Annotated in this window: 19 protein-coding genes; 3 read left to right on the forward strand and 16 right to left on the reverse strand. The window is 67.6% G+C overall.

The annotated features are described in order from the left end of the window. Nucleotides 1–2: 2 nt before the first annotated feature. Complete coding sequence (locus tag VAR608DRAFT_RS03660; RefSeq protein ID WP_088952829.1) at nt 3–989, reverse strand: GNAT family N-acetyltransferase; 987 nt, start codon at nt 987–989, stop codon at nt 3–5. Nucleotides 990–1,084: 95 nt separating this feature from the next. Here VAR608DRAFT_RS03660 and VAR608DRAFT_RS03665 point away from each other — a divergent pair, with 95 nt between their 5' ends. Further along, nucleotides 1,085–1,690: a class I SAM-dependent methyltransferase gene (locus tag VAR608DRAFT_RS03665; protein WP_088952830.1), complete on the forward strand. Its 606-nt coding sequence runs from the start codon at nt 1,085–1,087 to the stop codon at nt 1,688–1,690. A gap of 27 nt (nt 1,691–1,717) precedes the next feature. Here VAR608DRAFT_RS03665 and VAR608DRAFT_RS03670 read toward each other — a convergent pair whose 3' ends face one another. The 3 genes from VAR608DRAFT_RS03670 to VAR608DRAFT_RS03680 all read right to left on the reverse strand — a co-directional run bounded on the left by VAR608DRAFT_RS03670 (nt 1,718) and on the right by VAR608DRAFT_RS03680 (nt 5,861). After that, nucleotides 1,718–2,344, reverse strand: a complete 627-nt coding sequence (locus tag VAR608DRAFT_RS03670; RefSeq protein ID WP_331713018.1) for a response regulator transcription factor — start codon at nt 2,342–2,344, stop codon at nt 1,718–1,720. Next, nucleotides 2,344–4,614: a PAS domain S-box protein gene (locus VAR608DRAFT_RS03675; protein WP_231973644.1), complete on the reverse strand. Its 2,271-nt coding sequence runs from the start codon at nt 4,612–4,614 to the stop codon at nt 2,344–2,346. Before VAR608DRAFT_RS03675 ends, VAR608DRAFT_RS03670 begins: the two co-directional genes overlap by 1 nt. 122 nt (nt 4,615–4,736) lie before the next feature. After that, nucleotides 4,737–5,861, reverse strand: coding sequence for a 3-deoxy-7-phosphoheptulonate synthase (locus VAR608DRAFT_RS03680; protein WP_088952833.1), 1,125 nt, complete (start codon nt 5,859–5,861; stop codon nt 4,737–4,739). 91 nt (nt 5,862–5,952) lie between these two features. Here VAR608DRAFT_RS03680 and VAR608DRAFT_RS36720 point away from each other — a divergent pair, with 91 nt between their 5' ends. After that, entirely contained in the window at nt 5,953–6,783 is an 831-nt protein-coding gene (locus VAR608DRAFT_RS36720; RefSeq protein ID WP_172843799.1) for a retropepsin-like aspartic protease family protein, read from the forward strand. Here the strand turns inward: VAR608DRAFT_RS36720 and VAR608DRAFT_RS03690 are convergent. Then, nucleotides 6,700–7,959 carry a hypothetical protein gene (locus VAR608DRAFT_RS03690; RefSeq protein ID WP_231973198.1) on the reverse strand — a complete coding sequence of 420 codons (1,260 nt, stop codon included), beginning with the start codon at nt 7,957–7,959 and terminating at the stop codon, nt 6,700–6,702. The two genes, VAR608DRAFT_RS36720 and VAR608DRAFT_RS03690, sit on opposite strands and share 84 nt — an antisense overlap. Before the next feature lie 55 nt (nt 7,960–8,014). Then, complete coding sequence (locus VAR608DRAFT_RS03695; protein WP_088952834.1) at nt 8,015–8,428, reverse strand: acyl-CoA thioesterase; 414 nt, start codon at nt 8,426–8,428, stop codon at nt 8,015–8,017. 427 nt (nt 8,429–8,855) lie between these two features. On the opposite strand from VAR608DRAFT_RS03695, the gene VAR608DRAFT_RS03700 reads away from it, so the two are divergent. Further along, nucleotides 8,856–9,146 carry a hypothetical protein gene (locus tag VAR608DRAFT_RS03700; RefSeq protein WP_088952835.1) on the forward strand — a complete coding sequence of 97 codons (291 nt, stop codon included), beginning with the start codon at nt 8,856–8,858 and terminating at the stop codon, nt 9,144–9,146. An 86-nt stretch (nt 9,147–9,232) separates the two neighbouring features. Here the strand turns inward: VAR608DRAFT_RS03700 and VAR608DRAFT_RS03705 are convergent, their stop codons facing one another. The 10 genes from VAR608DRAFT_RS03705 to VAR608DRAFT_RS03750 are packed head-to-tail and all read right to left on the reverse strand — an operon-like array spanning nt 9,233 to nt 17,675. Next, the gene (locus VAR608DRAFT_RS03705) at nt 9,233–9,424 is read right to left on the reverse strand and encodes a 2-hydroxymuconate tautomerase (RefSeq protein ID WP_088952836.1); all 192 of its coding nucleotides are present in this window, start codon (nt 9,422–9,424) and stop codon (nt 9,233–9,235) included. A 13-nt stretch (nt 9,425–9,437) separates the two neighbouring features. Beyond that, a complete protein-coding gene (gene dmpH, locus VAR608DRAFT_RS03710; protein ID WP_088952837.1) occupies nt 9,438–10,229 on the reverse strand; it encodes a 2-oxo-3-hexenedioate decarboxylase in 792 nt (263 codons plus the stop codon). Beyond that, nucleotides 10,226–11,269: a 4-hydroxy-2-oxovalerate aldolase gene (gene dmpG, locus VAR608DRAFT_RS03715; RefSeq protein ID WP_088952838.1), complete on the reverse strand. Its 1,044-nt coding sequence runs from the start codon at nt 11,267–11,269 to the stop codon at nt 10,226–10,228. Before dmpG ends, dmpH begins: the two co-directional genes overlap by 4 nt. 10 nt (nt 11,270–11,279) lie before the next feature. Then, the gene (locus tag VAR608DRAFT_RS03720) at nt 11,280–12,197 is read right to left on the reverse strand and encodes an acetaldehyde dehydrogenase (acetylating) (protein WP_088952839.1); all 918 of its coding nucleotides are present in this window, start codon (nt 12,195–12,197) and stop codon (nt 11,280–11,282) included. Between the two features lie 14 nt (nt 12,198–12,211). Then, nucleotides 12,212–12,994: a 2-oxopent-4-enoate hydratase gene (dmpE, locus tag VAR608DRAFT_RS03725; protein ID WP_088952840.1), complete on the reverse strand. Its 783-nt coding sequence runs from the start codon at nt 12,992–12,994 to the stop codon at nt 12,212–12,214. Nucleotides 12,995–13,015: 21 nt separating this feature from the next. Beyond that, nucleotides 13,016–13,840 carry an alpha/beta fold hydrolase gene (locus VAR608DRAFT_RS03730; protein ID WP_088952841.1) on the reverse strand — a complete coding sequence of 275 codons (825 nt, stop codon included), beginning with the start codon at nt 13,838–13,840 and terminating at the stop codon, nt 13,016–13,018. Nucleotides 13,841–13,850: 10 nt separating this feature from the next. Next, on the reverse strand, nt 13,851–15,305 hold the full coding sequence (locus VAR608DRAFT_RS03735; RefSeq protein WP_088952842.1) for a 2-hydroxymuconic semialdehyde dehydrogenase: 1,455 nt from the start codon (nt 15,303–15,305) through the stop codon (nt 13,851–13,853). An 11-nt stretch (nt 15,306–15,316) separates the two neighbouring features. After that, the gene (locus tag VAR608DRAFT_RS03740) at nt 15,317–16,249 is read right to left on the reverse strand and encodes a catechol 2,3-dioxygenase (RefSeq protein ID WP_088952843.1); all 933 of its coding nucleotides are present in this window, start codon (nt 16,247–16,249) and stop codon (nt 15,317–15,319) included. A 23-nt stretch (nt 16,250–16,272) separates the two neighbouring features. Next, complete coding sequence (locus tag VAR608DRAFT_RS03745) at nt 16,273–16,617, reverse strand: 2Fe-2S iron-sulfur cluster binding domain-containing protein (RefSeq protein ID WP_088952844.1); 345 nt, start codon at nt 16,615–16,617, stop codon at nt 16,273–16,275. After that, nucleotides 16,617–17,675 (reverse strand): NADH:ubiquinone reductase (Na(+)-transporting) subunit F, encoded by a 1,059-nt coding sequence (locus VAR608DRAFT_RS03750; RefSeq protein ID WP_088952845.1) that lies wholly within the window; start codon nt 17,673–17,675, stop codon nt 16,617–16,619. The genes VAR608DRAFT_RS03745 and VAR608DRAFT_RS03750 overlap by 1 nt, the downstream gene beginning before the upstream one ends. Nucleotides 17,676–17,684 lie beyond the last annotated feature (9 nt).

A 17,684-nucleotide genomic window follows, 5' to 3' on the forward strand; every position in this document is an offset into this window, starting at 1 on the left:
CCCTAGCGAAGCTCGGATTCGTCAGGCTCCAGCAGGAACGAGAGCCGCTTCAGCAGCGCATTGACCCATGCATTGCGATGCTGAAAGTAGTTGAAGGTCTGGTGCATCTCGCTGCCGACGTGGCGCTTGAAGGCGTAGCTGGTGACGCCGAAGTCGATCTGCCGGATGCCGTCCCGGATGCAGATATTGATGGCCTGGAGCATCAGCGCGAAGTACAGCTTGTACTGGCGGCTCTTTCCGTAGTCCATGCCGATGTACTTGCAGTACATGATCTGCTTGCTGCACAGCAGCTGATGGAAGCCGATCAGGAGATCACCTTCGAAGTAGAGGACGTACTTGCTGAGCGGGGCGCTTTCCCGGAAGTACGCGACATTCAACTGCTCGAACTGGATGTCGGCGTTGTCGCAGGTCTGGCGATAGAGCTCATACACCCGCTGCAGATGCTCCTTTGGCAAGCCATCGGTTTCGAGCAATCGCAGGCCGGCCGAGGCCTTCAGCTTGCGCTTCAGGTCGGTTCGGACCTTGTGCTTCAGACGATTCCAGTAGTCGGGGGGCAGGTTCAGCACCGGCACCGGCAGGCCGATCACCTTGTTGAACTTCGCGAGGCCCAGGCTGCCGTCAAAGCCCTTGTAGGAGACCAGTGGAGCCAGCTTGCGCAGTTCCGAGTTGATCAGTTCGAGCACTTCGGCCGATTGCTCCCCTTGTATGCGCCCGACGTCGGCCGAAGGATGTCCGACAAAGGCGACCCTCAAGGCGATGCGGCCCAGCAGCGTCTTCAGGAATCCCGGCGGCATCATCGTGTTGAGCGGCAGCTTCATGATGAAGAAGGGTGCCGTGGTCACCGGACGGGACGCTCGTTTGACGATGAAGCAACCCAGTTCGAAGTCGGGAATGCCAGCTCGGCCATACGCGCGGTAGAAGGCGCCGCCTTCGGGGTTGTCGACCAGAAAGTCCTCGGGGACCTGGCTCACGCGCTCGATGGTGATCATGCTGGCAGTTGATCGCGCCCATTCGGGTCGCTCTTGAAGCGAGCTAGCATTGTCGCTTTGATCTTTGGATGACTTTTTCGGGAATCGGGGCAAGGATGCAATCAGCCGCTGCGGACGTATTCGACGAGGCCTACTACAAGCGCTTCTACTTCGACAGGAAGACCAAGGTGGTGGACCCGCAGCACGTCGAGCGCCTGGGTGCATTCATCTGCGCCTACCTTCGTTACCTGCGCGTGCCCGTGCAGAGAGTGCTCGATGTGGGTTGCGGCATCGGCCTGTGGAAGGACATCGTCGAGCGCCACTTCCCGGGCGCAAGCTATCACGGCGTGGAACTGAGCGACTACCTGTGCGACCGCTACGGATGGGAGCGCGGCTCGGTGGTGGATTTCGAGGCGAAGAAGCCGTTCGACTTCGTCATCTGCCAGGGCGTCCTGCCTTATCTGGGTCCACCGGACCTCAAGCTGGCACTGCAGAACCTGGGCCGCCTGAGCGAGGGCGCACTGTACCTGGAAGCCGTGACGCTCGAAGACTTCGAGCGCGACGTCGTGGACGAGGAAGTGACCGATCCGAACCTCTATCGTCACCGCGCCTCCGTGTACCGGCGCGGTCTGGCCCGAAGCTTTAGGGAAGTCGGTGGGGGCCTGTGGCTGAGCCGGCGCGCGGAGCTGCCGCTCTACTCGCTGGAATTCGCTGCCGAGTAGGCAGGACGCCTCAGGATTGCTCCCAGCCTAGAGCTTTGGAGTGGACAGGCCGAGCGTGTCCGCGATGCGCACGAGCTGCGCCAGGGACTTCGCCTGCATCTTGCGCATGATCTGCCCGCGGTGGACCTTGACGGTGGCCTCGCTGATGCCCAGCTCGGCCGCGATCTGCTTGTTCACGCGCCCGGCGCTCACCAGCCCCATGACTTCGCGCTCGCGCTGGGTGAGCGCGGCGAAGCGTTGCCGGAGTTCCGCGACGAGCGCCGACTCGCGCCGCTGCGCGCGGTGCCGCTCGACCGCGGCATCGATCGCATCGAGGAGCTCCTGGTCGCGGAAGGGCTTGCTCAAGAACTCGACGGCGCCGGCCTTCATGGCGCGCACCGTCATCGGAATGTCGCCGTGCCCGGTGATGAAGATCACCGGCAGATCGACGCCCGCGCGCGGGAGTTCTTCCTGGAAGCTCAATCCGCTGGCGCCCGGCAGCCGCACGTCGAGCACCAGGCAGCCGGGCGCGTCCGGACGCGGCGCCCGCATGAATTCCTGCGTCGAGGCGAACACGCGCACCTCCATGCCGACGGAAGCGAGGAGATCCTGAAGCGCCTCGCGCATGGCCAGGTCGTCGTCGACCACGAAGACGATGGGGCGCTCGTTCGGCACTAGGGCCCCCATTCCCCGACCGGCAACGAAAACCGGAACACGGCGCCGTGCGGCAGGTTCGGCGCGGTCCAGAGCTGGCCGCCATGGGCCTCGATGATCGACCGGCTGATCGAAAGCCCCATGCCGATGCCCTGCGCCTTGGAGGTATGGAAGGGCTCGAAGAGCTTGTCCGCGATCTCGGGCGCGATGCCGGGACCCGAGTCGCGCACCTCGATGCAGACGCCGCCCTCCGCTTCGCTCGCGCCGACGACCAGTTCCCGCGCGCCATCGCCGGGCCCGCTCATGGCCTCGATGGCGTTGACGATCAGGTTGAGGATCACCTGCTGGAGCTGCACCCTGTCGCCCCACACGCGCGGCAGTCCTTCGGCAAGCGTCTTTTCGAGCGCAATGTCGTTGCGGCGCATCTGGTCGCGCGTGAACGCGATCACGTCGAGGATGACCTGGTTGATGTCGACACGGTCCCGCCGCGGCGGCTGTCGCATGACCAGGGCGCGGATGCGGTCGATGACTTCGCTCGCGCGCTTGCCGTCCCGGGCAATGCGTTCGAGCGAGCGCTGCGCCTTTTCGATCTCGGGCGGCCGGGCCGCGAGCCAGCGCGCGCAGGATCCGGCACTCATGACCATGGCGCCAAGCGGCTGGTTGACCTCGTGCGCGATCGAGGCTGCGAGCACGCCGAGCGTGGTCACGCGGTTGACTCGCGCCAGTGCCGCCTGCGCCTCGCGCAGGGCTTCCGACGCCAGGATGTGGTGAGTGAGGTCACGCGTGATCACGAGCGCCGCTTCCAGGCGCTCCGATGCGAGTCTGAGCGGAGAGTAGGACACCGACAGGTAGACGCGCCCCATTTCGGTCGTGAACCATTCCGCGAACGTGAACTGCTCTCCGGCGAAACAGCGGTCGAGACTGGGCTTCACGGTGCGCTCGAAGAAGTCGGTCCCGTGAAGATCGGCGACACGCATGCCGATGATCTGCTCGGCCGGCATCTTCCAGCTCTGCGCGTAGACCGCATTGACCCTTTGATAGCGGTAGTCCCGGTCGATCACGGCCATGCCATCGGAGGCGCTCTCGAACACCTGCCGCGTCAACTGCTCGGCCCGCTTGCGCTCCGTGATGTCCCGGCCGACGCCCCGGTAGCCCGTGAAGCGCCCCGCCTCGTCGAACATCGGCAGCCCCGACACCGACACGTGGCGTATGCCGCCGTCGGGCGTCGGCCGGGCGAGTTCGAAGTCGCGGAACGGGACATGGGCATCGAGGGTGGCGCGGTGCTGGCGCCAAGCCTCCTCGTCCGGCGCCAGATAGGGCACTTCCCATCGCGTCTTGCCGATCTCCGAGCCCGGTGCCGGCGCGCGGTCGAAGCGCGCGGAATACTCCTGCCGGGTGAAGCGATGCTGGGCGTCGCTCTCCCAGTAGACGTCGAACGAGAACTTCACGAGCGTGCGAAAGCGCTCCTCGCTCTCGCGCAACGCCTCCTCGGTCTGCTGGCGCTCGGTGATGTCCTCGCACGCCACGAGCAGCACCGGCCCGTTCCTCAGCACGACCGCGTTGGCCGACTCCCGGACCCACAGCAAGCTGCCGTCCTTGCGGACCTTGCGCGCCTTCCAGCGCATCACGCGCCCCGGCTGGCGGAAAGCCTCTTCGGCCTTGCCCTGGACGAACGCCCGGTCGGCTTCGAGGAACACGTTCAGCACCGGCTGGCCGACCAGCTCATCGACGCGCCAACCCAACTGCTCGGCGCCCACGGGATTGACCGAAAGGATCGTGCCGGCCGCATCGAGGATGAAGTACATCGTGGGATTGGCTTCGAAGGCGGCCCGCCATTGCTCCTCGAGCTCCTGCCGAGCCTCCTCGGCGCGCTTGCGCTCCGTGATGTCGGTGTTGGTTGCGAGGATCGCCACCGGCCGGCCCTGCTCGTCGCGCTGCAATGCCAGGCGGCTCGCCACGACCACCGGTGTGCCGTCGCGCCTGTGATGCACCAGTTCGCCTTCCCAGCGCCCGGTGCGCAGCACCTGCGATTCGATCTGGTCGAGCGGCACGGTGGAGAGGGTCTTCAGCAGCTCGAGCGCGGACTTTCCGAGCGCCTCTTCAGCCGTCCATCCGTACATCTCCTCGGCGCCGCGGTTCCAGTACTTGATCGCGGTATCCATGTCGCGCACGAACATGGCGTCATGCGTGAGATCCAGCAGGTCGGCGTGCTCGCGCAGCGAGATTTCCGCCTGCCGCTCGAAAGGCCGGCACGCCGGGCGCGACAGTTCTCCGTCGCCTTTACGTTTCATCACGAGCGACTCCGATAGGCGCCGCGGCATGTGAGCCGCAGCATGTCGCGCGGCGCCGGTGGTAGGGCCAGCTCATCCTTCGGCAGTGGCGAACCTTATTTTGAACGTCCTCGTGGCCGCTGTCACGACGCCGCCAGTCGCCGCCGCGCGGCGACCGCCCGGGCGAGCCCCTGCAACACCGGCACCGTCTGCGTGAACCCGATGCACGCATCGGTGATCGACACGCCGCGCTTGAGCGGCACACCCGCCACCAGGTCCTGGCGACCTTCCTCCAGATGGCTTTCGATCATCACGCCGGTGATGCGGCGTTCGCCACCGGCGACCTGCGCCGCCACGTCCTCGGCAACCACGATCTGGCGCTGGTGCTGCTTGCTGCTGTTGCCGTGCGAGACATCGATCATCACCTGCTCGCGAAGGCCGGTGGCTGCGAGCGCTTCGCAGGCGGCCGCCACGTCCGCGGCTGAGTAGTTGGGCGTCTTGCCGCCGCGCAGGATCACGTGGCAGTCGGCGTTGCCGCGCGTCTCGAAGACGGCGGCCATGCCCATCTTGGTCATGCCCATGAAGGCATGCGGCGCGCGCGCTGCCAGGATGGCGTCGGCCGCCACCTTGATGCTGCCGTCGGTGCCGTTCTTGAAGCCCACCGGGCAGCTCAGGCCCGAGGCCAGCTGGCGGTGGCTCTGGCTCTCGGTGGTGCGCGCCCCGATGGCGCCCCACGCGATCAGGTCGGCGATGAACTGCGGGCTCAGCAGGTCGAGGAACTCGGTCCCGGTGGGCAGGCCCATCTGGGTCAGCTCCAGCAGCAGGCGGCGCGCACGCTCCAGGCCCTCGTTGATGGCGAAGCTGCCGTCCAGGTGCGGGTCGTTGATGTAGCCCTTCCAGCCCACGGTGGTGCGCGGCTTCTCGAAGTAGGCGCGCATCACGATCAGGAGGTCGTCCTGCAGCGCATCGGCCTGGGCCTTGAGGCGGTGAGCGTACGCTAGCGCCTGGTCGTGGTCGTGGATCGAGCAGGGGCCCACCACGACGATCAGGCGGTCGTCGCGGCCCTGCAGCACGTCGGCGATGGCACTGCGGCTCTTTTCGACCAGCGCCAGCGTGTCGCTGCCGACCGGCACGCGCTCCTGCAGCAGGGCCGGCGTGAGCAGCGGACGCACGGCGCGGATGCGCACGTCGTCGATGCGGGTGGTGTCCAGGGTGCTGTCACGCGAGCCGGCTTCGGCATCGTGGAAAGGGTCGTCGATCGTGCTCATGGGTCGTGCTCGCAAGAAATGGCTGGGCGCCATTGTCTCAAGGACGAAGGCAGGCGCATCATGCGCCAGCAAGGTACGCGCCCTCCATGCCATGAAGAAGCTGATGGCCATCACGATCGTCCTGCTCGTCGCGGCGCGAACGGCATGCGCGGCTTCGGTTGCCATCCCGGTTGGGGCGGACGGCCACTATCGCATGCAGGGCGCGATCAACGGCGTGCCGGTCAGCTTCCTGGTCGACACGGGCGCGAGCTCGGTGAGCGTCAGCGAAGAACTTGCGATGCGCGCGAACCTCGTCGGTGGAGCCCCGATCCGGCTTTGGACGGCCGCCGGCGTCAGGACCGGACGTCTCGTGGCGGGCGTCGGGCTGTCGGCCGGCCCGTTCCATCTCTCCAATGTCACGGTTGCCGTCAGCCCCGGGCTGCCGGGCGACGAGGCTCTCCTGGGCCAGAGCTTCCTGCGGGGCTTCGTCGTCGTCATGGACGGCGCGCAGATGATCCTGCGCGAGAAGCAGCCACGAGCGGGCGCAAGCGACGAGCAACAGCTCGCCTATCTGCGCTGGCTCGGCGAAATGTCGCAGCGCCTGCGGCCCCGCGTGCCCGATGAGCCGACGCGCAAGGAACTGCTGCAAGCGGTCTGGTACGAAGCAAGGCGCGCGGGCCTCGACGTCTCGCTCGTCCTTGCCGTCATCGATACCTCGTCCGGCTTCCAGCGCCTGCACATTCAGCCGAAGCTCCGGCATGAGGTGACGAGACTCCGGCACGACCTGGACCAGAGCCATGGCAACGTGAACGGCGCCCTCGCGCTGTATCTTGCAGACAGCCGGCAGCTTCGGCCCGGCTCACCGGAGCTGCGCAGGGCCGTCAACGGGGTTCTGTGGGCTCGACGCGGCTGGGTGTTCAACGACCCCGCTGCCCGCTCTTGACTGCAGCAGACCGCGCGCGGCCTGCCGCACCTCGGGCGAGGAGAAGCGGAAGGTCGCGCGGTCCAGCAGGTAGTGGATGAAGCCGGTCGCGAAGCCCAGGGCCAGCAGCACCGGCACGAAGGGCGACGAGCGCAGCCACCACGCGGCCGCCCCGAAGATGCGGTCGGCGTAGACGTAGTCGTCGCTCACTGCCTCCACTTCGAGCAGCGGCAGCAGAAGGAGGGAGACCACGGCGAGAAGCAGCAGAACGGCCCAGCCGCGCCGATTGATGGGCGCCAGCAGACGCCGCCAGCGCGTGGCCGCGGCCTGGTCGCCGCCCGAAGCCGCGAGCGAGGTGAGCCCCATCGCGGCACTCCAGTGCTGCACGCTCCACAACACGATGAACAGGAACGGATCGCGCGCGAGGAAGGCCACGAGCACCATCGCCGCCAAGCCGAGGATGTAGGCCACGCGCGGCAGGGAGGGTCGCCCCGAGCGCAGCTCCACGCCCAGCACGAGGCCGGTCAGGATCACGACGAGGGCGATGCCGCCGTCGTGCAGCGTGCGTTCCAGGAGCTCCGACCCGACTTCTCCGAGCCATGGATCGACCCAGCGCTCCTGAAAGGCAATCGATCCCGTCAGCGCCTGGGCCACCACGACGAAGCCGCCGCCGACGACGAGCGCGAACCACCGGTCGAGCCGGCGCGTGTTCGGCGCCGATGCGCGTCCCGCCCGCGCGCGGTAGAGACTGAGCAGGCCGAAGTGCTGGGCGGCGAAATGGTGGCTCACGAACACGAAATCCAGCACGACCATCCAGACGACGCGTTCCTCGAGCGGCATCGGCAGCACGCTCTCGGGCGCCAGCATGACGGCGAAGCAAGCCGCTGCGATGACCAAGGGGGCGGCGACGAAGCGCGTCCGCTGCCGTACGAGGAGCGGACGGTAGGCCGGGGTCGCGTAGGCCAGCCAGGCCGAGGCCACGCGGTGGCCGAACCACAGCGGGACCGCGAGGACGAAGAACAAACCGTCGACCGGGCTGTTGCGCGCGTCCTCATGGCCCCACGCGAGCAGCAGGACCAGGGGCACCAGCCAGAGCGGGTTCAGGATCCAGACCAGATCCCAGGCCGGACTCCGGATGCACTGCATCGAGACCGGGTGCGGCGCCTTCGCCCGGCTCATCGTGTCTGGACTCGCCATACATGCCTCCGTATCGGAGCTGCAATCGGCGGCAAGCATACGCCGCGAGCGCGGCTCAGGCGCAGGCCGAACGGACGAATTCGGGCACCGTCACCGCCTTGAGCCTCCCGCTGTCCTCCTTCACGCACAACGCCCTCGTCTCGCGTCCTTCGCAGATCAGCGCCTCGCCACGCATCACCCGGTGGGTCTGGATGAAGACCTTGCCGCGCCACTCTTCGACGCTCGTGTGAATCTCGATGCGCTCGCCATAGGTGACCGCGGTGTGGAATCGGGTATGGATTTCCAAGAGCGGCGCGCCGACGCAGCCCGGCAGCTCCTTCATCGCTCGCCACGGCGGCAGGCCGCATGCGGTGAAGTAGTGATGCGAAGCGGCATCCATCCATCGCGAGTAGTTGGGAAAGAAGACAATGCCCGCGGGATCGCAGTCGCCGAACTGCACGTCGACGCCGTAGACGATGGTCTTGTTCATGGGTTTCTGGCTCCTGGTTCCGACAGCGAGCATTGTTCTTCGCCGTTTGCCAATGCACAGTCGACGCGCCGACACTCGAGCCTAGGGTTTCCCCCTAGGACGCGCTGATCGATGAGCCACATCGCGCGCTAAGACCGGCGCGCATCGCCGCGATGACTTCGGCGGGCTCATCGGCAGCGCAAGGGTCTTCGTCGTGACACTTGAAGCCTCTTTCGAGGCCGACAGTGATGCGCCCGCCACCGTAAGGACGAATTGCAGCCGCCCGTACGCGATGGCTGCCGCAGCAACCCCTGGCTATACTCCACCCGATCACGCCAACAAAGGCGTGATCGGGATTGGCGTCCCAAGTAACCCGCTGCGACGCAAGCCGCAGCAGCCCGCAGAGGTTGGCGCGGCTCCTCAAACCGAACCCGCAGGGAGCCCATCCATGGCCAAGTCCAATCGCGCATCCGCGCCGTCGCTGCACAAGGCATCGTCACACGCCCTGCAGCTCGACGACGATTTCTGCAATCTCAAGCAAGCGCTTCGTGCCGTCGCGTGTCTCGAAGGTCTGCTCTCGCCAGTCCATCGGGCGACGCATTACGAGGAGTTCAGCTTCGAGCCGGGCGACCTGCGTGCGTTGGTCGCGCTGATCAACGCCGAACTGGTCCGCTGCACGGAGCCGGTCGACTCGTCCATCCGTTCGTTGCGCAAGGCCCTCAAGCACAAGGTGCACTGAGCGGGCTCGAAAGAGCGCGCTGCCGTCCGAAGTCCGGCGTAGAGAGGGTCTTCGGTCATGGCCTCGCACTGGTCCTGAAGTGGCCCCTAGCGCCCCAGTTCCCTCGCGCTCACGCCGGCGATGCCCCAGTTCTCCTTGGGCACGTCGTGCAGCCACACGCGCACATTGGCCTTCGGCGCGCCGACGGCCTCTACGATGGCCTCGGTGACTTTCTCGATCAGCGCGCGCTTCTGTTCCTCGGTGCGTCCTTCGATGAGGTAGATCTGTGCGAACGGCATGGCAGCATCCTCCTCATTCGACGAAGCGCAGTGCTACGCTGCCCATGCCCTGCACGCGCAGGGTCACGGAATCGCCGGCCGCGACCGCGACGGCCTCCGTGATGCCGCCGGAGAGGATCAGCGTGCCGGCCGGGATCTCCTCGCCGCGCGCGCCGAGATGGTTCGCCAGCATCGCGATCGCCGCGGCCGGATGGCCGAGCACAGCAGCGCCGGCGCCGAAGGCGACCGGCTCGCCGTTCTTCTCCAGCACGATGCCCGCAGTGCGCAGGTCCACCTCCGAGGCCGGCAGCGCGCGGCCGCCGACGACGAAGCGTGAGGCCGAGGTGTTGTCGGCCACCACGCTCTTCAGGTCGAACTTGAAGTCGCGGTAGCGGCTGTCGATCACCTCGATGCCCGGCAGCACGAAATCGGCGGCGGCGAGCACCGCGCCGATGTGGCAGCCCGGCCCCCTCAGCGCGCGACGCGTGACGAAGGCGATCTCCGGCTCGACCTTGGGATGGATCAGTTCGCTGACCCGGCACTCCCCGCCCTCGGGCAGCGCGAAGTTGTCGGCCAGGAAGCCGAAGACCGGCGTGGCGACGCCCATCTGCTTCATCTTCGCGTGCGAGGTCAGGCCGGCCTTCAAGCCGATGATGCGATGGCCGCGACCGGTCTTGCGCCGGCGGATGCTGTCCTGGATCGCGTAGGCGTCGTCCCAGTCCATCTCCGGATGCTCATCGGTGATCTTGGGCGTATCCCGTGCCTCCAGCTCGCAGGTCTCGAGGTGTGCGGCGAGCGCCGCGATGGTGCGTGCATCGAGCTTCATGCGTGTGCCTCCTGCCGCAAGGCGCGCGTGCGCGCCAGCGTGATGGCCGTGTCTTCGATCATGTCTTCCTGCCCGCCGACCATGCCGCGCCGGCCCAGCTCGACGAGGATCTCGCGCGCGGGCACGCCCCACTTCTGTTCCGCGCGCTTCGCGAACAGCAGGAAGCTCGAATAGACGCCCGCATAGCCGAGCGTCAGCGAATCGCGGTCGACGCGGATCGGCTGGTCCATGATCGGCACCACGCGATCCTCGGCGACGTCCTGGATCGCGAAGACGTCGACGCCGGTCGCGATGCCCATGCGGTCGCACACCGCGACGAAGACTTCGAGCGGCGTATTGCCCGCGCCGGCACCCAGCCCCGCCGCCGCCGCATCGATGCGGTTGGCACCGGCCTCGACCGCGGCGATGGAGTTCGCCACGCCCATCGCGAGGTTGTGATGGCCATGAAAGCCCAGTTCCGTTTCCGGCCTGAGCGCCGCGCGCACCGCGGCAACGCGCGCCTTCACGTCGTCCGGCAGCATGTAGCCGGCCGAGTCGGTGACGTAGATGCAGTTGGCGCCGTAGCTTTCCATCAGCAGCGCCTGCTCCACCAGTTTCTGCGGCGAAGCCATGTGCGCCATCATCAGGAAGCCGACCGTGTCCAGGCCGAGCTTGCGCGCCATGGTGATGTGCTGCTCCGACACGTCGGCCTCGCTGCAATGCGTCGCGACGCGGATGGTGCACACGCCGACCGCGTGGGCCATGCGCAGGTGGTCCACCGTGCCGATGCCGGGAATCAACAGCGCGGACACCTTCGCCTTCTTCATGCGCGGGATCACCGCGCAGAGGTACTGCTCGTCGCTGTGCGCCGGAAAGCCGTAGTTGACCGAGCTGCCGCCGAGCCCGTCGCCGTGCGTGACCTCGATCAGCGGCACGCCCGCCGCGTCGAGCCCGGTCGCGATGTCGATCATCTGTTCGAGCGTCATGCGATGGCGCTTGGGATGCATGCCGTCGCGCAAGCTCATGTCGTGGACGGTGACCTGTCTTCCTTGGAGTGTCATGGGGGTGCTCCTATGCAGTGATGGCCTGGGCCTGCGCATCGCTGGCCAGCATGGATTCGGCGAACATCTCCGCCGTGCGCGCGGCAGCGGCAGTCATGATGTCGAGGTTGCCGGCGTACTTGGGCAGGTAGTCGCCCAGCCCCTCGACCTCGAGGTAGATGGAGACGCGCTTGCCGTCGAACACCGGGCCGTTCACCAGCTTGTAGCCCGGCACATAGCGCCGCACCTCGGCGATCATGCGGTGGACCGAAGCCGTGATCGCCTCCTGGTCCGGCTCGTCCTCGGTCAGGCAATGCACGGTGTCGCGCATGATGAGCGGCGGCTCGGCCGGGTTGATGATGATGATCGCCTTGCCCGTGGCCGCACCGCCGACGCGCTCGACCGCGCCGGCCGTGGTGCGGGTGAACTCGTCGATGTTGCGGCGCGTGCCCGGCCCCACCGAACGGCTCGACACGGTCGCGACGATCTCGCCGTAGGCCACCTTCTGCACCTGCGAGACGGCCGCGACCATCGGGATCGTCGCCTGCCCGCCGCAGGTGACCATGTTGACGTTCATCGGCCGCTCGCCCGCGAGTTGATCGCGCAGGTTGACCGGCGGCACGCAGTACGGGCCGATCGCCGCCGGCGTGAGGTCGATCATCAGCACGCCCAGCGCATTGAGCCTGGCGCTGTTCTCCGCATGCACGTAGGCGCTGGTCGCATCGAAGGCGATGCGCACGCCATCGGCCTGCACGTGCGGCAGCAGGCCGTCGACGCCGTCGGCGGTGGTCTTCAGGCCCATCTCTCGCGCGCGCTTCAGGCCGTCGGATTCAGGGTCGATGCCGACCATCCACACGGGCTCCAGCACGGGGCTGCGCTGCAGCTTCGCGAGCAGGTCGGTGCCGATGTTGCCGGGCCCGATGAGGGCGCACTTGATCTTCTTGCTCATGGGGACAGTCCTTTTCAGTGGAATCGCACGGAGCAGCCGCCGAGGCCGCCGATCGAGACGCGGAAGTTGTCGCCCGCAGCCGCCGGGAACATCGCGGCGAGCGCGCCCGAGAGCACCACCTCGCCGGCCTTGAGGCCGATGCCCAGCTTGCCGAGCGTGTTCGCGAGCCAGGCGACGGCATTCACCGGCGACCCCAGCGCGGCCGCGCCGGCACCGGTGGCGACGATCTCGCCGTTCTTCTCGAGCACCATGCCGCAGGTCGCGAGGTCGATGCGGCGCGGATCGACCGCGCTGTCGCCGAGCACGAAGACGCCGCACGAGGCGTTGTCGGCCACGGTGTCGGCGATCCGGATCTTCCAGTCGCGGATGCGCGAATCGACGATCTCGAAGCAGGGCATCACGCATTCGGTGGCCGCGAGCACGTCGGCATTGCCGATGCCCGGGCCCATCAGGTCGCGCTTGAGCACGAAGGCAATCTCGCCTTCGGCCTTCGGCTGGATCAGCGTGCGCGTGTCGATGGATTCGCCCTCGTTGACCACCATGCCGTCGAGCAGGTAGCCGAAGTCGGGCTGGTAGACGCCCAGCATGTTCATCACGGCGCGCGAGGTCACGCCGATCTTCTTGCCGACGATGCGCTCGCCCGCCTCCAGTCGGCGCGCGATCATGCGCTGCTGGATGTGGTAGGCGTCCTCGATGCCGATGCCTTCGTGGCGCTTGGTCAGCGGCTCGACGACCTTGCGGTCGCGAAGCGCGGCGTAGAGCTCGTCGCCGAGCTGCTCGATGAGTTGAGGGTCCATGGTTCTTTCCGTTGCGATGGGTCAGAGGTCTTCGGCCAGGAAGTCGCGCACCAGCCGGACGAAGCGTGCGCTGTGCTCGATCTGCGTCCAGTGGCCGCACTGGCCGAACACGTGGAGCTGGCTGCGTGGAATCCACTGCGCCAGCGTGAGCGAGGTCGAAAGCGGGATCACCTGGTCCTCGCGGCCGTGGATCAGCAGCGTTTCATGCGGCAGTGCGCGAATGGCCGCCTCGGGGCTCGCCATCGCATCGACCCAGCGCTGGCGCGGCGCGGGGAACATGGCGGCAAACGACGCCTGGAAGCCGGGGCGGATGCTGGCCTCGTAGCGCAGTTGCGCCAGCTCGTCGCTGACCAGCGTTCGGTCGTAGGCGAACACGTCCATGATCCGGCGCATGTTCTCGAACGAGGGCGTGTAGCCCCACACCGCGTCCAGTCCCGCCGTGATCTCGAACGGCACGCCCACGCTGCCCATGAGCACCAGGCGCCGCACGCGCTGCGGCGCACGGATGGCGAGCGCCAGCGACAGCGCACCGCCGAACGAATTCCCGACCAGGTCGGCTTGCTCGATGTCCAGCGCGTCGAGCAGGTCCAGCGCCTGCTGCACCCACCCGTCCATCGCGTACCTCATGCCGGGCAGCCGCTCTGTGAAGCCGAAGCCCGCCATGTCGGGCGCGATCACGCGTCGCGTCCTGGCAAGCTCCGGCAACACCAGGCGCCAGTTGGCCCATGCGCTCACGCCGGGGCCCGAGCCGTGGATGAAGAGCACCGGCGCGCCTTCGCCCATGTCGTGCACGTTGGTATCGAAACCGCCGGTGCGTACGCTGCGCGCGATCTCGGGATTGCTCATCGCGCCACCCTCATAGCTTGATGCAGACGTTGCGGAGTTCCGTGTAGAACTCCAGCGAGTGCACGCCACCCTCGCGCCCGACGCCGGAGGCCTTCGCGCCGCCGAAGGCAGTGCGCAGGTCGCGCAGGAACCAGCTGTTGATCCAGCAGATACCCACTTCGATCCGCTTCGCGACGCGGTGCGCACGCCCGAGGTTCTCTGTCCATACGGTGGTCGCGAGGCCGTAGTCGGTCGCGTTGGCGAGCGCGATCGCTTCTTCCTCGGTATCGAAGGGCGCGATGTGGCAGCACGGGCCGAAGACTTCCTCGCGGATCACCGCGGCCGATTCGGGCAGGCCGGTCCAGATGGTCGGCTGCACCCAGTGGCCCTCCGCCAGCGCGCCCTTCATCGCGGGCACGCCGCCGCCGGTGACCACCGTCGCGCCTTCGCGCACCGCCTTCGCGTAGTACGACAGCACCTTCTGCCGGTGCTCCTGCGAGATCAGCGGGCCGATGCCGACGCCTGCTTCCGCGGATGGCCCCGGCTTGAGCGCCTCGGCCTTTTCCTTGAGCGCGGCGACGAAGCGATCGAAGATCGGCCGCTCGACGTAGACCCGTTCGGTGCCCAGGCACACCTGGCCGCAGTTCTCGAAGGCCGAGCGCGTGATGCCGGCGACCGCCTGGTCGAAGTCGGCGTCGGCGAACACGATGCCGGCGTTCTTGCCGCCGAGCTCGAAGGACACCGGCCGCACGCCCCTGGCCGCCGCCGCCATGATGGCCTCGCCGGTACGCGTCTCGCCGGTGAAGGTGATGCCGTTCACGCCCGGATGGCGCGTGAGGAATTCGCCGGCCGAATCGGGGCCGAAGCCATGCACCACGTTGTAGACGCCGGGCGGAATGCCGACCGCGTTCATCACCTCGCCGAGCAGGGTGGCGGTGGCCGGGGTTTCCTCCGAGGGCTTCACGACCACCGTGTTGCCGCAGGCGAGCGCCGGCCCGACCTTCCAGGTCATCAGCAAGAGCGGCAGGTTCCACGGGCAGACCACGCCGATCACGCCCAGCGGCGAGCGGACCGCGTAGTTGAGCGCCTGGCCGCCATCGGGCGTCGCCATCTCGAAGCTCTCGGTGGGCACGTTCTTCACGATGTCGGCGAACACCTTGAAGTTGGCCGCGCCGCGCGGGATGTCCACATGGGAGGCGAGCGCGTGCGGCTTGCCGGTATCGGCCATCTCGGCCTCAAGGAAGTCGTCGAAGCGGCGGTTGATCTCGTCGGCCACCGCGTGCAGCAGCTCGACGCGGCGCGTGACCGTCATGCGGCCCCATTCCCCCAGCAGCGCGGCGCGCGCCGCGCGTACCGCCGCGTCGACCTCGGCCGCGCCGGCCTCGTGCACGAGGCCGAGCACGCGGTTGTCCACCGGCGCGCGGTTCTCGAAGGTCTTGCCGGTGGCGACGAATCCGCCGCCGATGAAGTTCATGTACTGCTTCATGGCCGCGGTCCTCAGGTCAGCACCGAGAGGAAGCTCTCGTTGAGCTTGCGGTCGTGATAGAAGATCGCGCGCCCGAGCTCGTCGTCGGTCCACACCAGCGGCGGCTTGTCCGGGTAGTAGATGTAGCCGCCGGAGAAGACCTCGTTGCGGTTGCCGCTGGGGTCGAAGAAGTAGATCGTCTCGCCGCGCGTGATGCCGTGGCGCGTCGGGCCGATGTCGAGCGACACGCGCTTCTTGGTGATGATGTCGGCCGCCTTGAGGATCTCGCCCCAGTTGTCGAGCAGGAAGGAGGCGTGGTGGAACTTGTTCTTCTCCGGATGGCGGATGAAGGCGATGTCGTGCGGCTTGGTCGAGCAGGTCAGGAAGGCCGCGATCAGCATCTTCTCGGGGCCGGCCACCACCTTCTCGGCGAGCTCGAAGCCCAGGATCTCGGTGAAGAGCTTCACGGTGCCGTCGAGGTCGTCGCCGTAGAGCAGGCAGTGGTCGAAGCGCGAGGGCGCCATGCCCTTGAGGTCGTCGGGCGAGATCTCGGGGTTCTCGTAGGGCATGCCGTTGCCGACCTTGTCCTTCTCGGCGTAGAGCTCGATGACATGGCCGGTGGGCACAGTGAAGCGGAAGCGCCGGCCGGTACGCACATGCTCGCCCGCCTCGACCCAGCCGGTGTCGGTCGCGAGGCTGCTGGCCGAGAGCTCCGCCGCCAGCTTGTCGAGGGTCGCGTTCGAGTCGACGCGGAAGCCCATGAAGTCCATGCCGGCCGTGTCGGCCTCGCGCAGCACGACGCTGTGATGGTCGTGCTCGTCCCAGGCCTTGAGGTAGATGCGGCCCTGCGCGTCGCGCGCGGTCTCGACGAGGCCGAGCACGTCGCGGTAATGCTTCAATGCCGCTTCCATGTCGAGCACGCGAAGTTGAACGTGGCCGGGTCGAAGGACGCCAGTGAGTGCCATGGTGAGTCTCCTTGGGTGGGGTTTCAGGGATGGGGATGGGGATGGGGTTGCGCCAGATGGCGCTCGATGCAGCGGGCCATGCGCGGGGCGGCGCGCAGCTCCAGGTCGCTCTGCGGATAGGCGCGGCAGGCCAGCACGTAGCCCTGGGCTTCCTCGTCGGCGCTGACGTGGCAGCGGCTCATGCGCTCGCAGCGCGTGCGGCCCGATTCGATGCGCACCTTGCACACGCCGCAGCCGCCGCCGCGGCAGCCGACCGGAATGCCCTTGCGGCCGAGCTGTTCCATGCCGCCGAGCAGCGTCTGGTCGGGCCGGCAGGCATAGCGCTCCTGCGTGTTGCCGATCGCGATCGAGTAGCTGGTCGTCGTCATCACAGGGCCTTGAAGAGCGGGCTGCGCGGTGCGGCCGAAGCGGCGTCGGCAGCGGTGAAGAACTTCTCGGTGTAGATGTCGCGCTCGAAGAGCCGGCCCTGCATCAGCGTGGAGATGCAGGCCTCGGTCATCGGCGGCGGTCCGCACAGGTAAGCCTTGTGGCCGCGGAAGTCGTTCGCGAAGTGCGCCTTGAGCGCCTCGTGCGCGAAGCCGCGCGCGCCGCGCCATTCGTCGTCCGGCGCGATGTCGGAGAGCACCGGCAGATAGGTGAAGTTCGGATGCCGGTCCGCGAGCGCCTCGAAGAGCTCGTGGAAATAGAGCTCCTCGCGGTTGCGCGCGCCCTGCACCAGCGTGATCGGAAGCTGGCAACCCTCGGCCAGCAGGTCGAACACCATCGACTTCGGGCTCGACAGCCCCGAGCCGCCGGCGACGAAGATCATCGGCACGCCGGCCGACTTGCGCACGAAGAAGCGGCCGTTGGGTGCCGTGAAGCGCACGCGCTGGCCCGGCTGGAGCTCGTCGTGCAGCCAGCCGGTCGCGCGCCCGCCCGGCACGCGCCGGATGTGCAGCTCGATCAGGTCTTGCTGCGGCGCGTTGGCGATCGAGAAGGCGCGCGCGCCTTCCACGCCCGGCACGTGCAGCATCACGTACTGGCCCGCCTGGAAGGGCACCGGCCGCTCGGTGCGCAGCCACAGGCCGCGAATCGTCGGCGTGAGCATGCGCGCCTCGGCCACCTCGGCCTCGAAGTCCTCGAGCGGCAGGAACTGCGCGTCGGGGTCCTCGTCGATGTCGGCCTCGATGACGATGTCGCCCTGCGCCATCGCGCAGCAGGCGAGGATCTTTCCCTCGTCGCGCTCGAAGTCCATGAGCGCGAAATTCGACGAATCACCGTGGTCGCATTCGCCTTCGAGCAGCTGCACCTTGCAGGTGCCGCAGACGCCGTGCCCGCAGGCATGCGGCAGCCACACGCCGGCGCGCAGGCAGGCGTCGAGCACCGTCTGCCCGTCGCGCGCCTCGATGCCCTGCCCGATCGGTTCGATCAAGATCTGGAAGCTCATGGCCGTCTC

Origin of the sequence: Variovorax sp. HW608, assembly GCF_900090195.1 — a bacterium.
In the GTDB taxonomy this organism is placed as follows: Bacteria; Pseudomonadota; Gammaproteobacteria; order Burkholderiales; family Burkholderiaceae_C; genus Variovorax.

Coding starts and splice junctions, on each gene's coding strand:
- VAR608DRAFT_RS03660 (WP_088952829.1), bottom strand. CDS start 989: ATGATCACCATCGAGCGCGTGAGCCAGGTCCCCGAGGACTTTCTGGTC.
- VAR608DRAFT_RS03665 (WP_088952830.1), top strand. CDS start 1,085: ATGCAATCAGCCGCTGCGGACGTATTCGACGAGGCCTACTACAAGCGC.
- VAR608DRAFT_RS03675 (WP_231973644.1), bottom strand. CDS start 4,614: ATGAAACGTAAAGGCGACGGAGAACTGTCGCGCCCGGCGTGCCGGCCT.
- VAR608DRAFT_RS03680 (WP_088952833.1), bottom strand. CDS start 5,861: ATGAGCACGATCGACGACCCTTTCCACGATGCCGAAGCCGGCTCGCGT.
- VAR608DRAFT_RS36720 (WP_172843799.1), top strand. CDS start 5,953: ATGAAGAAGCTGATGGCCATCACGATCGTCCTGCTCGTCGCGGCGCGA.
- VAR608DRAFT_RS03690 (WP_231973198.1), bottom strand. CDS start 7,959: ATGGCGAGTCCAGACACGATGAGCCGGGCGAAGGCGCCGCACCCGGTC.
- VAR608DRAFT_RS03695 (WP_088952834.1), bottom strand. CDS start 8,428: ATGAACAAGACCATCGTCTACGGCGTCGACGTGCAGTTCGGCGACTGC.
- VAR608DRAFT_RS03700 (WP_088952835.1), top strand. CDS start 8,856: ATGGCCAAGTCCAATCGCGCATCCGCGCCGTCGCTGCACAAGGCATCG.
- VAR608DRAFT_RS03705 (WP_088952836.1), bottom strand. CDS start 9,424: ATGCCGTTCGCACAGATCTACCTCATCGAAGGACGCACCGAGGAACAG.
- dmpH (WP_088952837.1), bottom strand. CDS start 10,229: ATGAAGCTCGATGCACGCACCATCGCGGCGCTCGCCGCACACCTCGAG.
- dmpG (WP_088952838.1), bottom strand. CDS start 11,269: ATGACACTCCAAGGAAGACAGGTCACCGTCCACGACATGAGCTTGCGC.
- VAR608DRAFT_RS03720 (WP_088952839.1), bottom strand. CDS start 12,197: ATGAGCAAGAAGATCAAGTGCGCCCTCATCGGGCCCGGCAACATCGGC.
- dmpE (WP_088952840.1), bottom strand. CDS start 12,994: ATGGACCCTCAACTCATCGAGCAGCTCGGCGACGAGCTCTACGCCGCG.
- VAR608DRAFT_RS03730 (WP_088952841.1), bottom strand. CDS start 13,840: ATGAGCAATCCCGAGATCGCGCGCAGCGTACGCACCGGCGGTTTCGAT.
- VAR608DRAFT_RS03735 (WP_088952842.1), bottom strand. CDS start 15,305: ATGAAGCAGTACATGAACTTCATCGGCGGCGGATTCGTCGCCACCGGC.
- VAR608DRAFT_RS03740 (WP_088952843.1), bottom strand. CDS start 16,249: ATGGCACTCACTGGCGTCCTTCGACCCGGCCACGTTCAACTTCGCGTG.
- VAR608DRAFT_RS03745 (WP_088952844.1), bottom strand. CDS start 16,617: ATGACGACGACCAGCTACTCGATCGCGATCGGCAACACGCAGGAGCGC.
- VAR608DRAFT_RS03750 (WP_088952845.1), bottom strand. CDS start 17,675: ATGAGCTTCCAGATCTTGATCGAACCGATCGGGCAGGGCATCGAGGCG.